The 16,826-nt window shown below is 63.0% G+C and carries 13 protein-coding genes and 1 pseudogene; 6 read left to right on the forward strand and 8 right to left on the reverse strand.

Annotation, left to right across the window (positions count from 1 at the left end; all coding sequences use genetic code 11):
* Positions 1–14 precede the first annotated feature (14 nt).
* Both EOA13_RS15095 and EOA13_RS15100 read left to right on the forward strand, forming a co-directional pair.
* Positions 15–944 (forward strand): electron transfer flavoprotein subunit alpha/FixB family protein, encoded by a 930-nt coding sequence (locus EOA13_RS15095; protein ID WP_127293661.1) that lies wholly within the window; start codon positions 15–17, stop codon positions 942–944.
* 233 nt (positions 945–1,177) lie between these two features.
* Entirely contained in the window at positions 1,178–2,056 is an 879-nt protein-coding gene (locus tag EOA13_RS15100; RefSeq protein WP_013529423.1) for a 3-hydroxybutyryl-CoA dehydrogenase, read from the forward strand.
* Positions 2,057–2,104: 48 nt separating this feature from the next.
* Here EOA13_RS15100 and EOA13_RS15105 read toward each other — a convergent pair whose 3' ends face one another.
* The 3 genes from EOA13_RS15105 to EOA13_RS15115 all read right to left on the reverse strand — a co-directional run bounded on the left by EOA13_RS15105 (position 2,105) and on the right by EOA13_RS15115 (position 5,478).
* Positions 2,105–4,153: a PAS domain S-box protein gene (locus tag EOA13_RS15105; RefSeq protein ID WP_127293663.1), complete on the reverse strand. Its 2,049-nt coding sequence runs from the start codon at positions 4,151–4,153 to the stop codon at positions 2,105–2,107.
* A gap of 133 nt (positions 4,154–4,286) precedes the next feature.
* Positions 4,287–4,925, reverse strand: a complete 639-nt coding sequence (locus EOA13_RS15110; RefSeq protein ID WP_127293665.1) for an NrsF family protein — start codon at positions 4,923–4,925, stop codon at positions 4,287–4,289.
* A 1-nt stretch (position 4,926) separates the two neighbouring features.
* Positions 4,927–5,478, reverse strand: coding sequence for a sigma-70 family RNA polymerase sigma factor (locus EOA13_RS15115; protein WP_127293667.1), 552 nt, complete (start codon positions 5,476–5,478; stop codon positions 4,927–4,929).
* Between the two features lie 259 nt (positions 5,479–5,737).
* On the opposite strand from EOA13_RS15115, the gene EOA13_RS15120 reads away from it, so the two are divergent.
* From EOA13_RS15120 to EOA13_RS15130, 3 genes are all read left to right on the forward strand, one after another.
* Positions 5,738–6,745, forward strand: coding sequence for an iron ABC transporter substrate-binding protein (locus EOA13_RS15120; protein WP_127293669.1), 1,008 nt, complete (start codon positions 5,738–5,740; stop codon positions 6,743–6,745).
* A 174-nt stretch (positions 6,746–6,919) separates the two neighbouring features.
* Positions 6,920–8,500, forward strand: a complete 1,581-nt coding sequence (locus EOA13_RS15125; RefSeq protein ID WP_164780087.1) for an iron ABC transporter permease — start codon at positions 6,920–6,922, stop codon at positions 8,498–8,500.
* The gene (locus EOA13_RS15130; protein ID WP_127293673.1) at positions 8,497–9,579 is read left to right on the forward strand and encodes an ABC transporter ATP-binding protein; all 1,083 of its coding nucleotides are present in this window, start codon (positions 8,497–8,499) and stop codon (positions 9,577–9,579) included. Before EOA13_RS15125 ends, EOA13_RS15130 begins: the two co-directional genes overlap by 4 nt.
* A 13-nt stretch (positions 9,580–9,592) precedes the next feature.
* On the opposite strand, the gene EOA13_RS15135 is transcribed toward EOA13_RS15130, so the two are convergent.
* The 4 genes from EOA13_RS15135 to ugpB form a co-directional block, all read right to left on the reverse strand.
* A complete protein-coding gene (locus tag EOA13_RS15135) occupies positions 9,593–10,654 on the reverse strand; it encodes a sn-glycerol-3-phosphate import ATP-binding protein UgpC (protein ID WP_127293675.1) in 1,062 nt (353 codons plus the stop codon).
* Between the two features lie 7 nt (positions 10,655–10,661).
* The gene (gene ugpE, locus EOA13_RS15140; RefSeq protein WP_127293677.1) at positions 10,662–11,510 is read right to left on the reverse strand and encodes a sn-glycerol-3-phosphate ABC transporter permease UgpE; all 849 of its coding nucleotides are present in this window, start codon (positions 11,508–11,510) and stop codon (positions 10,662–10,664) included.
* 8 nt (positions 11,511–11,518) lie between these two features.
* Positions 11,519–12,403 carry a sn-glycerol-3-phosphate ABC transporter permease UgpA gene (gene ugpA / locus EOA13_RS15145; RefSeq protein ID WP_164780083.1) on the reverse strand — a complete coding sequence of 295 codons (885 nt, stop codon included), beginning with the start codon at positions 12,401–12,403 and terminating at the stop codon, positions 11,519–11,521.
* 194 nt (positions 12,404–12,597) lie between these two features.
* The gene (gene ugpB / locus EOA13_RS15150) at positions 12,598–13,908 is read right to left on the reverse strand and encodes a sn-glycerol-3-phosphate ABC transporter substrate-binding protein UgpB (RefSeq protein WP_023811116.1); all 1,311 of its coding nucleotides are present in this window, start codon (positions 13,906–13,908) and stop codon (positions 12,598–12,600) included.
* 361 nt (positions 13,909–14,269) lie between these two features.
* Here ugpB and EOA13_RS15155 point away from each other — a divergent pair, with 361 nt between their 5' ends.
* Entirely contained in the window at positions 14,270–16,702 is a 2,433-nt protein-coding gene (locus EOA13_RS15155) for an EAL domain-containing protein (RefSeq protein ID WP_127293681.1), read from the forward strand.
* Between the two features lie 6 nt (positions 16,703–16,708).
* Here EOA13_RS15155 and EOA13_RS38335 read toward each other — a convergent pair.
* Positions 16,709–16,826 (reverse strand): annotated as a pseudogene (locus EOA13_RS38335) (IS630 family transposase); the annotation flags it as partial.

The following is a 16,826-nucleotide window of genomic DNA, read 5'->3' on the forward strand; positions in this document are numbered from 1 at the left end:
AAGGAACAAGAAAAATGGCTATTCTCCTCATCGCAGAACACGACAACGCAACGCTTTCCGACCAGACCGCCAAGGCGCTGTCGGCCGCCCTGCAGATCGGCTCGGACGTGCATGTGCTGGTTGCCGGCAAGGGCGCCAAGCCGGCAGCGGACGCTGCCGCCAAGCTCAAGGGCGTGAGCAAGGTGCTGCTCGCCGAGGCCGACGAACTCGCCGAGCGCCTCGCCGAGCCGACGGCAGCACTGGTTGTGTCGCTGGCGGACGCTTACGACACCATCATCGCGCCGGCGACCTCGTCGGGCAAGAATGTCGCGCCGCGCGTGGCTGCGCTCCTCGATGTCGCGCAGGTGTCTGAGATCATCGAAGTCGTATCTCCCGACACCTTCAAGCGGCCGATCTATGCCGGCAACGCCATCCAGACGGTGCAGTCGAGCGACGCCAAGAAGGTGATCACGGTCCGCACCGCCTCCTTCCAGGCAGCCCCCGAAGGCGGCTCGGCGGCGGTCGAGGCTGTCAAGGCAGCAGCCAACCCCGGCCTCTCCACCTTCGTCGAGAACAAGCTTTCCGAGACCGACCGTCCGGAACTGACCTCGGCCAAGATCATCATCTCGGGTGGTCGTGCGCTGGGTTCGGCGGAGAAGTTCCAGGAGGTCATCCTGCCGGTCGCCGACAAGCTCGGTGCCGCCGTCGGCGCCTCCCGCGCCGCGGTCGATGCCGGCTATGCGCCGAACGACTGGCAGGTCGGCCAGACCGGCAAGGTCGTCGCCCCTGATCTCTACATTGCGGTGGGCATCTCCGGTGCCATCCAGCACCTCGCCGGCATGAAGGATTCGAAGGTCATCGTCGCCATCAACAAGGACGAGGAGGCGCCAATTTTCCAGGTTGCCGACTACGGCCTCGTCGGCGATCTCTTCGTCATTCTGCCGGAGCTGCAAAAGGCGCTTTGACGCTTTCTGCCAAAGCGTATTAAATGGTGAGGGTGGGGTAGACGAAGTCACCCCGCCCTTTTAGTTTGCACCGCACAAAAAGAGGCCGCAAAGGCTAAAAGCAATTCCAGCAAAAGTGCGCAGCGGTTTTCCCGGGAAAAGCGCGTAGCGCTTTCCCTAGGGAATTGCGGTAAAATAAAAAGGTGGAGCGCTTTCGCAGTTCAAGCGGAAGGGCTCAGGACGGGATCGGTGTAATGAGCAAGATCGAGACGATCGGCATCATCGGCGCGGGCCAGATGGGCGGCGGCATCGCCCATGTCTCCGCGCTTTCGGGCTACAAGGTGCTGATCTACGATATATCGCCCGACCGCATCGAGAAGGGCATCGCCACCATCAGCGGCAACATGGCCCGCCAGGTGGGGTCCGGCAAGCTCGACGAAAAGGTTCGCAACGACGCGATGGGCCGCATTTCGGCCGCCCCGGCGATGGCCGATCTTGCCGGCGCGGATCTGGTGATCGAAGCGGCGACCGAGGACGAGACGGTCAAGCGCAAGATCTACGCCCAGCTCTGCCCACAGCTCAATCCCGAAGCCATCCTGGCGACCAACACCTCGTCGATCTCGATCACGCGGCTTGCCGCGCAGACCGACCGGCCGGAGCGGTTCATCGGCATACATTTCATGAACCCGGTGCCGCTGATGAAGCTGGTCGAGCTGGTGCGCGGCATCGCTACCGAGGACCAGACCTTCGAGGCAGCCAAGACCTATGTGAAGCAACTCGACAAGACCATCACGGTCTCGGAGGATTTTCCGGCCTTCATCGTCAACCGCATCCTGCTGCCGATGATCAACGAGGCGATCTACACGCTCTATGAGGGTGTCGGCTCGGTCGATGCCATCGACACCGCCATGCGGCTCGGCGCCAACCATCCGATGGGGCCGCTGCAGCTGGCCGATTTCATCGGGCTCGATACATGCCTGTCCATCATGCAGGTGCTGCATGACGGCCTGTCGGACTCGAAATACCGCCCTTGCCCGCTGCTGGTGAAATATGTCGAGGCCGGCTGGCTCGGCCGCAAGACCGGGCGCGGCTTCTACGACTATCGCGGCGAGCATCCCGTTCCGACACGCTGATCAGATCCACGTCAGCAGCAGGCTTTCCGGACCGGCTCTGATCAGAGATCAGGAGGCTGCGGCCAGTGACTCGGGCGGTTCTTCTCGGTCGGCCATGCTCTCCCCGTCCGGCGCCACGCAAACGCAACCACGGCCGGCCGCCTTGGCCGCGTAGCATGCGGCGTCGGCTCGCGCGATGATCTCGTCGACCTCGCCGCAATTGGCGCGGATCGCGGCCAGCCCGATGCTGGCGCCGATCACGTGAGGACGGCCGTCCCAGGTGAAATCCAGGCTGCGTATCGCATCGATGATGGAGCGCGCGGCGATCTTGGCGCCGGCTGCCGAACCCGATTTCAGAATGACAGCGAATTCGTCGCCGCCGAGGCGAGCGACGATGTCGTCTGGACCAAGCACGCCGCGAACCGCCTCGGCAACCCGCTTCAGCAGCGCGTCTCCCGCCGCGTGGCCACCCGTATCGTTGACCAGTTTGAAGTGATCGAGATCGATGAACATGAACTGGTGCCCGGTGCCTCCGACCGACTTTGTCGTGTCGACGGTCGACTTTGTCGTGTCGGCGGTGCCGTCCTTGCGCGCCTGGCCGACCAGGCCCTCCATGGCGCGGATGAAGCTTGAGCGGTTGGCAAGGCCGGTCAGCGCATCGTGTGCCGCGGCGTGCGCCAGTTGGCGCTGCAGCGCGCGCGCATCGGTAAAGTCCTGGAAGACGATGACCAGCCCGCAGAATTCGTTCCGTTCGTTGATGATCGGCGACACGACCTGACGGATGCTGCAGCGCGTGTCGTCGCGCCGGATCAGGACGGCGCGGCTGTTCTGGTCGGCCGGCGCCTGAACGCCAACCGCGGGCCGGGTCACGCCGATCCTGTGCCCCGTCTCCTCGTCGACCGCCCAGTAGACATGGCCAAGCATCTTGCCGAGGGCCTCGCCGCCGGCAATCCCGGTCAGCTTTTCGGCGACCGGGTTCATGAAGGTGATGCGGTTTGCGGCATCGGTGCAGATGACGGCATCGCCGATCGATTGCAGCGTCACCCTCAGCCGCTCCTTTTCATCGGCAAGCATTGCCGCCGACACAGTGAGGCGCTCTTCGGCCTCCTTGCGGCGGGTGATGTCGGTCAGGCTGCCAATGGCCCTGATCAGCCGTCCATCCTCGTCGCGTTCGATAGCCTTGCCGCGGTCGAGTATCCACATCCAGTGGCCATCCTTGTGGCGCATCCTGAACTCGGCCTCAAAGAACGGTGTCTTGCCCTCGAGATGAGCGCGATCCGCTTCGGCGACAATCTCGCCATCGTCGGGATGGATCATCGTCAGCCAGCGGTCGGTGTCGCCATCCAGCTCGCCATCCGCATAGCCCAGCATCTTGACCCAGGTCGAGGAATAGGTCGTGCCGCCCTTGCGCATGTCGAGGTCCCAGACCCCTTGGCCGGCGCCGGCCAGGGCGAAATTCCAACGCGTTTCCGCCTCGGCAATGCGCGCCTCGGCCTGCTTGCGCGCGTCGATGTTCTCGATTTGGGAGACGAGATAGAGCGGACGGCCGCTGTTTTCATCGCGAATGACCGAGCCGGCAAGATGGGCCCAGACGGGCGTTCCGTCCTTCCTGAGATAGCGCTTCTCGAAATGGAAGGAATTGACCGTGCCCGCCTTCAGATCGTCCATCGTCTCCCGCCCGATCTGCAGATCGTCGGGATGCGTGATCTGGAAGAAAGTCAGCGCCTCGATCTCTTCGCTTGTGTAGCCAAGCATGGCGGCGAAGGCCGGATTGGTCTGGCGGATGCGCCCGTCAAGACCGACAACCACGATACCGATCGCCGAATCCTCCATGGCGCGGCGGAAGCGCAGCTCGCTCTCGGCGATCTGCTGGCGATCCCTGCTGATCCTGCGGATGGACAGGGCGGCGAGGAACAGCGCGCCCACCGCCACCGCCACAGCGATCTGCAGACAGAGCTTCAAGGCTTCGGTGCCGAAATCCAGGCGCGACAGCAGGATTGAGGTCGCCAGCACGCCCAGGCCGGCGACGAGCAACGCCAGCCCTGCATGCCCAAGAGATTTTCGGCTGGCCAATCCTCGCCACATCACGATACGTGCCACCCCCGTGCGCAAACGCATGTCAGACATCAACCTTGACGGATCGATTTTAAGGAAAGGTTGCGTCCGGCCTGCCGGCGCCATCGCTAACCGGCAAACAATTGCCGGCATGATTAAGGATCGGTGTGCATGGGCTCGCGATCGTGGCGGAACGCTACCAGCGCACGAAAAACCGTCCGCCGAGCGCGCCGAGCAATGCGAGCGCTGCAATGGCTATCGTGTACCAGGTGGCGACGAAAAGCGGCGAGTCGTCGAAGCAGTGCGCGGCATAGAAGGTTGCCGCCAGCCCGCCGGCTAGCAGGCCTGCCACCGCGCCGGCAAGCATCGGCCGTGTCGGCGCCCCGTAGCGCAGCATCCACAGGAAAATGGCAAGCGGGCCGAGGCCGATCAACGGGATGAAGCCCATGCAGATCATCATGTTGGAGCCGACCATTTTGGTTCCCCACAGCGCCTCCGGCACCATGAAAAGCTCCAGAAGCACCGCCACGGCTACCAGCACTGGCGCCGCAGCCATCCAGGCCATCGCCCGGCCCGTAGAGGCACCCGGCGTCGACAAGGCGCGGATCAGGGCAAAGGCGCTGACGGCAAGCACGATGGTGAAAACAAATTTGGAGAGGAAGCGCATCGTGTGCGCGGCTGCCATGAAGTCCGGGCGCGGGCCGATGGTCAGCAGGAAAACGACGGCCGCGATCACCGCTGCCGCGCCGGCGGCCATCCACCAGGCCGATTGCAGCGGCATCGCCTTGCTGCCTGCATCGGCGTCCAGCGCCTTGATGAGATTTTCCGTCCTCATGTCATTCCCGCCCGAACCGCCCCTGCCCGAATCGCTTGGCTATCGCGGCAAGTCCGCGATGCAGCGACACACGCACCGCCGTCTCGCTGATGCCGAACTTTGCCGCCGTCTCGCCGATGGACCGCCCTTCCACCGATACGGCCGAGACCACGGAGCGTTGTGCCGGCGACAGGCCGTCCAATGCACGGTTGATGTCGCGCTCGCTGACGGTCTCGGTTTCCGGCTCGGCGAACGTCTCGGCGATATCATCGACGTCGATCTCGATGCGTCGTCCGCGCCGCCGGAACGCATCGATCAGCTTGAAGCTGGCGATCGCATAGATCCACGGCAACACCGGCGCATCCTGGCGCCAGGTATGCCGTTTCACATGAATGGCCAGCAAGGTTTCCTGCACGATATCCTCGGGATCGACCCCGCCCTGCACGATCTTGCGCCGGGCAAAACCGCGGACCATCGCGGCAATCCGGTGCAGAAAGTCGGCGTAAGCCCTTTCATCTCCCGCGATCGCGGCCCGCATCAGCCGGGAAAGTTCGGCCTCGTCCTTGCCGCTCACAAGAGTTCACTCCCCGATTTTCGCGTCTCGGCGCTGATTTGTTACGTGGCCGGCGAAATAATGTCCAAGCCAAACTGTCGGCAAATCACGAAAGTTTGCGGCACCGCCGAACCGGGAGCATCACGCGGAATTGTCCGTCCGGCACCGACCTTTGCACGTCAGCGACCGATTGAAGCACATCGACAATGTTGACTACTGCTGTCAGGTATCGATAGGTGCAGCCGTGACAGACCAAAGCCCCGAAATCGAGGACAATGCCATGAAATATGCTCTTTCCACCCTCGCCGGCGCCACCGCGCTGGCAATCAGCCTCGTCGCCGGTCCGGCAAAGGCGGAAGAGGATGGCATCATTGTCTACAACGCTCAGCACGAAAGCCTGACCAAGGCGTGGGCCGAAGGCTTCACCAAGGAGACCGGCATCAAGGTCACCGTGCGCAATGGCGGCGACAGCGACTTCTCCAACCAGATCGTCGCTGAGGGCACGGCTTCGCCGGCCGACGTGTTCCTGACGGAAAACTCGCCGGCCATGGTGCTGGTCGAGACGGCCGGCCTGTTCGCGCCGGTCGACGCCGACACGTTGGCACAGGTTCCCCAGGACTATCAGCCGGCCAGCGGCAAATGGGTCGGCGTCGCAGCGCGCAGCACGGTCTTTGCCTATAACAAGACCAAGCTGACCGCCGACCAGTTGCCCAAGTCGATGCTTGACCTCGCCGATCCGAGCTGGAAGGGCCGTTGGGCCGCCTCCCCGTCAGGCGCCGATTTCCAGGCCATCGTCAGTGCCCTGCTCCAGATCAAGGGCGAAGCCGCTACCGCCGACTGGCTGAAGGCGATGAAAACCAATTTCACCGCCTACAAGGGCAACAGCACGGTGATGAAGGCGGTCAATGCCGGCGAGATCGAAGGCGGCGTCATCTATCACTATTACTACTTCGGCGATCAGGCCAAGACCGGCGAAAACAGCGGGAATGTCGAGCTGCACTATTTCAAGAACCAGGATCCGGGCGCCTTCGTCTCGATCTCCGGCGGCGGCGTGCTGGCTTCGAGCAAGCATCCCAAGGAAGCCCAGGCATTCCTGAAATGGCTGACCGGCAAGGGCGGCCAGGACGTGCTGAAAACCGGCGATTCCTTCGAATACGCTGTCGGCAAGGGTGCGGACTCCAACCCGAAGCTGGTGCCGCTCGCCGATCTGCAGGCGCCGAAGGTCGACGCCACGACGCTGAACTCCAAGAAGGTCACCGACCTGATGACGGCAGCCGGCTTGCTTTAGTTGCCATTCGTCCTAAAAGGACACCCGACCACGCTCCCGCGGGAATTCGCCTTCCGCGGGAGTGATTTTGTTTTTCGAGATGGCATTCGTCGATGACGACACGCTGTGTTCCCGACCGTGATCGCGGTCCTTCAATTGCTGCCGCTGGACGGCAGCGGCACGGCGTCTGACCTGATGCAGTCCGCGGTTGATCTCGCGCGCTCGGGCCTGCCTTCGGGCACAGGCCGAAGGGCCCGGCGCCGAGCCCCGCTTTGGCTGGTCCTCGCCGCCATCTTCGTTGCGCTGCTGGCGCTGGTGCCGCTCGCCTTCATCGTCTGGATCGCGGTGCAGACCGGCTGGGAGACAGTCTCGGCACTGGTCTTCCGGCCGCGTGTCGGCGAGCTTCTGGTCAACACTGTCCTGCTGGTCGCGCTCTCCGTGCCGATCACCATCGTGCTGTCGGTTGCGCTGGCCTGGTTGACCGAGCGCAGCGACCTGCCGGGCGCCCGGCTCTGGGCCTGGCTGTGCGTGGCGCCGCTCGCCATCCCGGCTTTCGTGCACAGCTATGCCTGGGTCACCATGGTGCCGGGACTGCACGGCCTGTGGGCCGGCGTGCTGGTTTCCGTGATCGCCTATTTCCCGTTCCTGTATCTGCCGGTGTCGGCGGCGTTGCGCCGTCTCGATCCCGCCCTGGAGGACGCCGCCGCCGCACTCGGCCTTGGACCCCGGCGCGTGTTCTGGCGGGTCGTGCTGCCGCAATTGCGGCTCGCCATCTGCGGCGGCTCGCTGCTGGTCGGCCTGCACCTGCTGGCAGAGTACGGCCTCTATGTCTTCATCCGCTTCGACACCTTCACCACGGCGATCGTCGACCAGTTCCAGTCGACCTTCAACGGACCGGCCGCCAACATGCTGGCCGGCGTGCTGGTGAGCTGCTGCTTCGTGCTGCTCGGCCTCGAAGTGCTGGTGCGCGGCGAGGAGCGCTATGCCCGCGTCGGCTCAGGTGCGGCGCGCCATCAGCAACGCACGAGCCTCGGACGCGCCACCATCCCGAGCCTGCTCTTGCTTGTCGTCACCACGCTTTTGGCGCTCGGCGTGCCGTTCGTCACTATCGGTGGCTGGCTTGCCGCCGGCGGCGCCGCTGTCTGGCGCCTGAACGAGATCGGCCTGGCGCTTGGCCAGACGCTGTTCCTGGCGCTCGCCGGCGCCTTGCTGGCCACGGTCGCCGCCATGCCGATGGCCTGGATCTCGATCCGCGCGCCGGGGCCGTTGCAGCGTCTGCTGGAGGGCTGCAACTATATTGTCGGCTCGTTGCCGGGAGTTGTCATTGCGCTGGCGCTGGTCACCATCACGGTGCGCATCGCGCTGCCACTCTACCAGACCCTGTTCACGATCCTGGTGGCCTATGCGCTGATGTTCCTGCCGCGCGCGCTGGTCAGCCTGCGCGCGTCGATCGCGCAGGCGCCGGTCGAACTCGAACGCGCTGCTTCCAGCCTCGGCCGGCCGCCGCTGCAGGCGTTGTGGTCGACGACGATCCGCCTGTCGGCACCTGGTGCCGCGGCCGGCATGGCGCTGGTGGCTCTCGGCATCATGAACGAACTGACCGCGACCCAGATGCTGGCGCCCAACGGCACCCGCACGCTGGCGATGGCGTTCTGGTCCTACAGCGGCGAGATTGATTATGCCTCGGCGGCACCCTACGCCTTCATCATGGTGGCGATGTCGCTGCCCTTGACCTGGCTGCTCTATGTCCAGTCGAAACGGATGGCCGGACGATGAGCTTTCTCGAAATCAGCGGCCTGCACAAGCAATACGGCCCGGTGGCGGCCCTTGCCGGCGTCGACCTGAGCGTTGCCAGCGGCAGCCGCACGGCGATTGTCGGTCCTTCCGGCTGCGGCAAGACGACCTTGCTGCGGCTGATTGCCGGCTTCGAGGCGCCGGACCAGGGGCACATCACGCTCGACGGTACGATATTGGCCAATGGCGGCGCTGCGGTGCCGGCATATCGTCGAGGCATCGGCGTGGTGGCGCAGGATGGTGCCCTGTTTCCGCATCTGACCATTGGCGACAATATCGGTTTCGGCATGGACCGCGGCGCGGACAAGCGCTCTGAGCGCATCGTCGAGCTCGCCTATATCGTCGGGCTCGACAAGGCGATCCTCAAACGCCGCCCGCACGAGCTTTCCGGCGGCCAGCAGCAGCGCGTGGCGCTGGCCCGCGCCATGGCGATGAAGCCCAGGCTGATGCTTCTCGACGAGCCGTTCTCGGCGCTCGATACCGGCCTGCGCGCCTCAATGCGCAAGGCGGTGGCCGAGCTTCTGGAAGCCGCCGGCATCACCACCATCCTGGTGACGCACGACCAGGCCGAGGCGCTGTCCTTCGCCAGCCAGGTCGCGGTGATGCGCGACGGCAAGTTCTCGCAAATCGGCACGCCGCGCGAGCTCTATCTCAAGCCGAAGGACAGGATGATCGCCGAATTCCTCGGCGACGCCATCATCCTGCCGGCAAAGATATCGGGTGGCTTCGCCAATTCGCCGCTCGGCCGCATCGCGGTCGACACCAATGACAGCCGCGATATCGCCCGCATCATGCTTCGCCCGGAGCAGATCGCGCTGAAGAGAACCTCGCGCGAGGGCATGTCCGGCACCTCGGACATGCTGTTCGGCGAGGTGACGGAATCCGAATTCGCCGGCTCGATGTGCACGGTCGCGGTGCGGCTCTTGAACAATGCCGATCCTCCCGATGCGGCAGCGATCGGCAACACGCCGCTGGTCCTTCGCAAACCGGGCATGGACGCGCCGGCGGTCGGCGAGATCGTCCGGCTGACCGTATCGGGAAAGGCGCATGTCTTCGCCTGAACGCCGTATGCGGTTAACCGACGCGCTTTCCTGCCTGATCGAACCAGTGCAGCTTTTCTGCCTTGGCAACCACGCGCAATTGGTTACCAACCGTGGCGGTGGCGCGACCCGCGACCCGCACGACGATCCTGCTCCCCCCTGCGGCACAGTGAAGGAAACTTTCGGCGCCTACCGGTTCGACTGCCTCGACCAGCGCCGGCAGGATAAGCGCGCCGGACGGTGCCTCGGCCCCGAAGGTGACATCGGCATCCTCGGGGCGGAAGCCGAGCGTGATGGCGTTCGCAGGCGCAAATTCAATCGTCTTGCCATCAGCCAGCGCCGGACCAGCCGGCCCTTGCGAAAGGGGCAGAAGATTCATCGGCGGCGCGCCGATGAAGGAGGCGACGAAGGTCGAGGCCGGCCTTTCGTAGACGTCGAGCGGTGCGCCGACCTGCTCAACCAGTCCCGCATTCATGACGACGAGGATGTCGGCCAACGTCATCGCCTCGAGCTGGTCATGTGTGACATAGACCGACGTGACGCCAAGCGAGCGCTGCAGGTTTTTTATCTCGACCCGCATCTGGCCGCGCAATTTGGCATCGAGATTGGAGAGCGGCTCGTCGAACAGGAAAACCCTCGGGTTGCGCACAATGGCACGACCCATGGCGACACGCTGGCGCTGGCCGCCGGAAAGCTCCCGCGGGCGGCGGTCGAGCAGCGCCGAAAGTTCCAGTATTTTCGCCGTCGCGCGGACCCGGCTGTCGATCTCATCTTTCGGCGTGCCGCGGTTGCGCAGCCCATAGGCCATGTTGTCGTAGACTTTCATATGCGGATAGAGCGCATAGTTCTGGAACACCATGGCGATGTCACGCTCGGTCGGACCGATTGAGTTTACGATCTTGCCGTCGATCGCAACTGTTCCCGAGGAGATGGTTTCGAGCCCGGCGATCATTCTGAGCAGCGTGGACTTACCGCAGCCCGATGGGCCGACAAGCACGCAAAGCTCCTTGTCGGGAACGGCGATGGAAACGCCCTTCACGGCCTCGAAACCGCTGGGGTAGACCTTCTTCACATCCTTCAGATCGACGGTCGCCATCAGCTTCTCACTTTTCGGAATCGACCAGGCCGCGAACGAACCAGCGTTGCATCAGCACCACGACCAGGATCGGCGGCACGATGGCCAGCATCGCTGTGACCATGACCAGGTGCCATTGCGTATCGGCATCGGCGAAGGAGACCATCTTTCTGAGCGCGATGACGATCGTGTTCATGTTGCTGCTGTTGGTGACGAGCAACGGCCATAGATACTGCGTCCAGCCATAAATGAAGAGGATGACGAACAGCGCCGCGATGTTTGTCCGCGACAACGGCAACAGGATATCGAAGAAGAAGCGCCACGGCCCCGCACCGTCGACACGCGCCGCCTCCACCAGCTCACCTGGAATGGTCATGAAAAACTGTCGAAACAGCAATGTGGCGGTGGCCGAGGCGATCAGCGGGATGATCAGGCCGGCATAGGTGTCGATCATGCCGAGATCGACCATCACCTTGTAGGTGGGCAGGATGCGCACCTCAACGGGAAGCATCAGGGTGATGAAGATCAGCCAGAAGAAGACCATACGCAGCGGAAAACGGAAGAACACGATCGCATAGGCCGACAGGATCGAGATGAAAATCTTCCCCACCGCGATGCCGAGCGCCATGACCGTGGTGTTGAGCAGCAATCGACCGACACTGACGCCGCCGATGCGGCCGACACCGCCGAACAGCGCTTCGCTGTAATTGTTCCAGAACTGATCGCCGGGCAGGAGCGGCAATGGCGGCTTAAGGATCGTTTGCAGCGTCTGCGTCGAGGCAACGAATGTGTAGTAGATCGGGAAGGCGACGATCAATATGCCGAGGATGAGCACGGCATGGGCGAGGAAAATGCGAGACGAGGACTGACCGATCATCGCTTGCCTCAGCCGTAATGGACTTTGCGTTCCACGTAGCGGAACTGGATGGCGGTGAGCGAGATGACGATGATCATCAGGATGACCGACTGCGCCGCCGAGTCACCGAGGATCAGATTGACGAAGCCGTCATTGTAGACCTTGTAGACCAGCGTCTCAGTCGTCTTGCCCGGACCGCCGCCGGTGACGGCATGGACGATGCCGAACGTGTCGAACAGGGCATAGACGGTGTTGACGACCAGCAGGAAGAAGGTCGTCGGCGCGAGCAGCGGGAAGACGATGGTCCAGAAGCGCTTGGTCTCGCCGGCGCCGTCCATGGCCGCCGCCTCGATCAAGGCTTTCGGCACCGCCTGCAGGCCGGCGACGAAGAACAGGAAATTGTAGCTGATCTGCTTCCAGGCAGCGGCGGACACCAGCAGGATCATGGCGTGGGTGCCGTTGAGCAGTGGATCCCAGGCGATGCCGAGACTCCTCAGCATGTAGGCCAGCGACCCGATCGACGGGTTGAAGAGGAACAGCCACAGCATACCGGCGATCGCCGGCGCCACTGCGTAGGGCCAGATCAAGAGCGTGCGGTAAAGACCTTTGCCGCGCACCACCTTCTCTGCCATGACCGCAAGCAGGAGCGCCACGCACATGGCGACGATAGCGGTCGCAAGGGAAAACACCACCGTGACCTTGATCGAGTTCAGGTAGGCCGGATCGGCAAGCACTTTCCTGAAATTGGCGAACCAGACGAACTTGGTCCTCAGTCCGAACGGATCCTGCCTGAGCATGGATTGGTAGAACGCCTGACCGGCCGGCCAGTAGAAAAAAACCAGCGTGATGGCCAGTTGCGGCGCCACAAGCAGGTAGGGAAGGATCTTGTTGGGGAACACGACGCGAGGGGTCATGGAGCCACTCCGAGGTGATGAGGCGGGCGGCACGATGTGGCACCCCTCTTCGCCAAGATGGCTTTGACGAGCGTTTCGGATTGGGCATCATCGACCATTGGCGAAATCGCAAGGGACGGCAAAACTCCCCTCGCCGAGGGGAGATGCCTGGCAGGACAGGTGGATGCGCCGTAGAGCAAGGACCTGCGCTCGCTCTAATTCCCCAGCGCTTCCTTGATCGCGGCATTGCCACGCGTAACCGCATTGTCGAGCGCCTGCTGCGCGGTTTGCTGGCCGGCGAGCATCTTCTCGAACTCCTCGTTCTGGATATCGCGCACCTGCGGCAGGTTCGGCAGACGTACGCCCTTGGAATTGTCGGTCGGCGCCTTACCCGTCATCTGCAGGATCGGGGTCTCGCGACCGACGTTCTTGTCATAGAAACCGGACTTCTTGGTCGCTTCATAAGCCGCCAGTGTCACCGGCAGATAACCCGACTTCTGGTGCAGGTATTCTTGCACCTCGGTCTTCGACAGGTAGGCGAAGAAGGCCGCGACGCCCTTGTATTCCTCGTCGGATTTATCAGCGAAAACCCACAGGCTGGCGCCACCCGGCGTCGTGTTCTGCGGCGCGCCCTTGGCGTCGCTGTCATAGGGTAATTGGCCAATGCCGTAATTCATGCCGGACTTGACGATATCGCCAAGGCCGCCGGAGGATTCGGTCATGATCCCGCATTCGCCAGCGAGGAAGATCTGCTTGGCTTCGGAGGTGCGGCCGCCATATTTGAAGGTGCCGTCCTTGGCGAGGTCTGCGAGCGCCTGGAAATGGTTGACGAAAATCGGCGCATTGATCTTGAGCTCGACATCGCCGCCGGCCAGACCGTTCTGCTGGGTGGCCCATGACACGTCATTCCAGGCCGCGAAATTCTCCAGATGGATCCAGGTCAGCCAGGTCGAGGTGTAGCCGCAGGCGGCCGCGCCGCTCGCCTTGATCTTCTTGGCGTCTTCCCACACCTCATTCCAGGTCTTGGGTGGGCTGTCGACGTCGAGACCAGCCTTCTTGAAGATATCCTTGTTGTAATAAAGGATCGGCGAGGAGGAGTTGTAGGGGAAGGAGAGCATGGTGCCGTCCGGCTTCGAATAATAGCCGACTATGCCTGGCAGATACTGGCTCTTGTCGAAGGTCATTCCTGCGCTGGTCAACACATCGGCTGCCGGCTTGATTGCGCCTTCGGCTGCCATCATCACGCCGGTGCCGACGTCGAACACCTGCATGATATCGGGCGCCTGGCCCGCGCGGTAGGCGGCAATGCCGGCATTCAGCGTCTCGGGATACGTGCCTTTGAACACCGGAACGAGTTCATAGTCGCTCTGGCTGGCATTGAAATCTTTGGAGATCTTGTCGACAACTTCGGCATTGGCGCCAGTCATGGCGTGCCACCAACTGATCTGCGTGACAGCAAAAGCGGAGGTTGAGGAAAGCAGCATAAAGGTGGCGGCAACACCGGCCGCGAAGCCGAAGGACTTCATGTTTCATCTCCCGTTTGTCATTGGCGAAAGGGGCACTCCCGCAAAGGCAATATGTGTCGCTCGTGACAATCAGACAACGGTTTTGTTGCAGATCGACGAACTTCACCCTTTACCTCACGCCACCCTCGCCTCCGCTTGGAGACATGGAAAGCCACACGGTTAGCCGGCTTAGCGCGACGACAAGCGCGCCAGGAACTACCGTCGGAACTGCCAAGCTGGCTTTCGGCGTGTCAGCCCTGATTGCAGCCGCTGCAACCCGAAGAGACACGCCAAGGTTGCAGGCGACTTTATCGATCCCTCAACGGCAACGGGCTACTCAATCCTGCTGCCCTGTTTATTTCCAAAGCTCAGGTGAAATAAAATGCTGACGGTCTACAATTGTATCGTCAACGAACACGATCTGAGACTGGTCGCACTTGCCGCGCTGATCTGCGGAATTTCCTGTTTCTCTGCCGTCAACCTGCTTCATCACATAAGCCGCTCCACCGATCGGAACCGGCTTGCCTGGCTGATGATCGCGGCCACTTCGACCGGCTTCGGCATCTGGGCAACGCACTTCATCGCCATGCTCGCATTCACACCGGGCATACCCAGTGCTTACGATCCCGCACTCTCCGTGCTTTCGCTCGCTGCTTCGGTCACTCTGACGGCAGCCGGCATGTGGATCGCCACCTTGCGGAATGAGTTCGATTATCATCTCGTCGGCGGCGCCGTGCTGGGCGGCGGTATCGCGGCCATGCACTACATCGGTATGGCGGCGTTCGAGGTTCAGGGCCGCATCGAGTGGAACCTGTTGCTTGTCGCCGTTTCCCTTCTGGCCGGCGTGACGCTCGCCGCGCTGGCGCTGCGTGTCGTGCAGCGCCGCCCCTCCTTGAAGTCGACATCCGGCGGCGCGGTGCTGCTGACGCTGGCAATCTGCACCCTGCATTTCATCGGTATGGGCGCCGTCTCGATCTTCCCCGATCCCTCGATCGTCATATCCGAATACACGATCGAGCCGACCTCGCAGGCTTTCGCCGCCGCCGCCGCCACATTGGTGATCCTGGTCCTGTCGGCATCGGCGCTGTGGATCGATTTGCGCTTCCGTCGCCAGAAGCTCGAGGTCGACCGCATGCACGGCCTGGCCAATGCCGCCGTGGAGGGGCTGATCGTCTGCGACGGCCACCGCATCATCAGTGCCAATGACAGCATTGCGAGGCTTACGGGCATCGCAACAGCGACGCTGAACGGAATGCAGCTCGGCGATCTCTTCGGGTCCGATATATCGGGCTTCGGCGAACAGCCGCAGGAGGCCGAATTGAGCGGCCGCAATGGTACGAGCATTCCTGTCGAGCTGATCGCCAGGAGCATCGATTACTGTGGCAAGCCGCACAACGTGGTCGCGGTCCGCGACATTCGCGAGCGCAAGAAGGCGGAACAGGAAATCCTGCGGCTTGCCCATTTCGATCCGTTGACCGGACTGGCCAATCGGCGCAGTTTTTCAGGCCGGCTGGAGGCGGAAATTGCCGCGATGGGCCGGGCGAGGAAAGGCAGCCACCTTGCGCTTCTGTTGCTTGATCTCGACCGGTTCAAGGAGGTCAACGATCTGTATGGGCACGGCGCGGGCGACGCCATGCTGCAGAAGGTTGCGCATTGCGCGACCGGTATTCTTCGTCAAGGACAGATGGTGGCGCGGCTGGGCGGCGACGAATTTGCCATCATCGCGCCGAACCTGACCGACCCGTTGGAGGCAGGCCGTATCGCCGACGCGGTGCTGACCGCCATGCGCGAGGAAAACCGGCTCTCGGTCGGCGGCGGCCTGGTGTCGGCCAGCATCGGCATTGCGCTCTATCCGTCGGATGCCGAAAACCAGGCCAGCCTGATAAGCCACGCCGATACGGCGCTCTACCGGGCCAAGACCGAAGGCAAGGACACCTACCGCTATTTCGAAGCTTCGATGGGGGCCGAGGCCCGCGACAAGCGCGTGATGGAGCACGAACTGCGCCAGGCAGTCGCGCGCCAGGAGTTCTACCTCGTCTATCAGCCGCAGAAGGAGATCAGCAGCGGAAAGATGGTCGGCTTCGAAGCGCTGGTCCGGTGGCGGCATCCGACGCGCGGCGACGTGTCGCCGAGCATATTCATCCCGGTCGCCGAAGACAGCGGCGCCATCGGCCAAATTGGCGAATGGGTGCTGACGGCCGCCTGCGAGGAAGCCGCCCGCTGGGAAAATCCGCTGACGGTGGCCGTCAACGTTTCGGCGGTGCAGCTCCACAACACGAATTTCAGCCGCAAGGTCCACGAAACCTTGCTGAATTCCGGCCTGGCGCCCGGCAGGCTCGAGCTTGAGATCACCGAGACGGCGCTTGTTAAGGACATGCCGCGGGCACTGGCCACCTTGCGGCAGGTCAAGGCGCTGGGCGTGCGCGTCGCCATGGACGATTTTGGAACCGGCTATTCCTCGCTCTCCAACCTTCGCGCCTTCCCCTTCGACAAGATCAAGATCGATGGCTCCTTCATCAAGTCCGTCGACAAGAACGGCCAGGTCGCGGCGATCGTGCGCGCCGTCCTGGGACTTGGACGCGGTCTCGGCCTGCCGGTTCTGGCGGAGGGTGTCGAGACGCTCGGCGAACTGAAATTCCTGGACGCCGAAGCCTGCGAGATCGGCCAGGGCTACTATATCGGCAAGCCGGCTCTCATCGAGGAATTCGGTGATCTGACCGGCGTCGTCGCACCCGCTGTCGGCAGCAAACCCACCAGCCTGCGCGACAGAAGCGTTCTGGCCTTCGCGCCCGCACCCGCGCTAGCCACACGCTAGAGCGTTTCATATTTTGACGGAAGCGTAGCCTGCGTTTTCGAAGTAGTTCTTGCATTCGGCTGCCTCGATGGTTTCGACGAGGTGGCCGATGTGGCGCCACGTGTCCTCGACGGTGCGTTTCTGA

This window comes from Mesorhizobium sp. M7A.F.Ca.US.011.01.1.1, from assembly GCF_003998295.1.
Taxonomy (GTDB): domain Bacteria; phylum Pseudomonadota; class Alphaproteobacteria; order Rhizobiales; family Rhizobiaceae; genus Mesorhizobium.

Bases quoted from the DNA above. Each gene is read 5' to 3' on its own strand.
- EOA13_RS15125 (WP_164780087.1), top strand. From the start codon at position 6,920: ATGCAGTCCGCGGTTGATCTCGCGCGCTCGGGCCTGCCTTCGGGCACA.
- ugpB (WP_023811116.1), bottom strand. From the start codon at position 13,908: ATGAAGTCCTTCGGCTTCGCGGCCGGTGTTGCCGCCACCTTTATGCTG.
- EOA13_RS15100 (WP_013529423.1), top strand. From the start codon at position 1,178: ATGAGCAAGATCGAGACGATCGGCATCATCGGCGCGGGCCAGATGGGC.
- ugpA (WP_164780083.1), bottom strand. From the start codon at position 12,403: ATGACCCCTCGCGTCGTGTTCCCCAACAAGATCCTTCCCTACCTGCTT.
- EOA13_RS15130 (WP_127293673.1), top strand. From the start codon at position 8,497: ATGAGCTTTCTCGAAATCAGCGGCCTGCACAAGCAATACGGCCCGGTG.
- ugpE (WP_127293677.1), bottom strand. From the start codon at position 11,510: ATGATCGGTCAGTCCTCGTCTCGCATTTTCCTCGCCCATGCCGTGCTC.
- EOA13_RS15120 (WP_127293669.1), top strand. From the start codon at position 5,738: ATGAAATATGCTCTTTCCACCCTCGCCGGCGCCACCGCGCTGGCAATC.
- EOA13_RS15110 (WP_127293665.1), bottom strand. From the start codon at position 4,925: ATGAGGACGGAAAATCTCATCAAGGCGCTGGACGCCGATGCAGGCAGC.
- EOA13_RS15135 (WP_127293675.1), bottom strand. From the start codon at position 10,654: ATGGCGACCGTCGATCTGAAGGATGTGAAGAAGGTCTACCCCAGCGGT.
- EOA13_RS15095 (WP_127293661.1), top strand. From the start codon at position 15: ATGGCTATTCTCCTCATCGCAGAACACGACAACGCAACGCTTTCCGAC.
- EOA13_RS15155 (WP_127293681.1), top strand. From the start codon at position 14,270: ATGCTGACGGTCTACAATTGTATCGTCAACGAACACGATCTGAGACTG.
- EOA13_RS15105 (WP_127293663.1), bottom strand. From the start codon at position 4,153: ATGCGTTTGCGCACGGGGGTGGCACGTATCGTGATGTGGCGAGGATTG.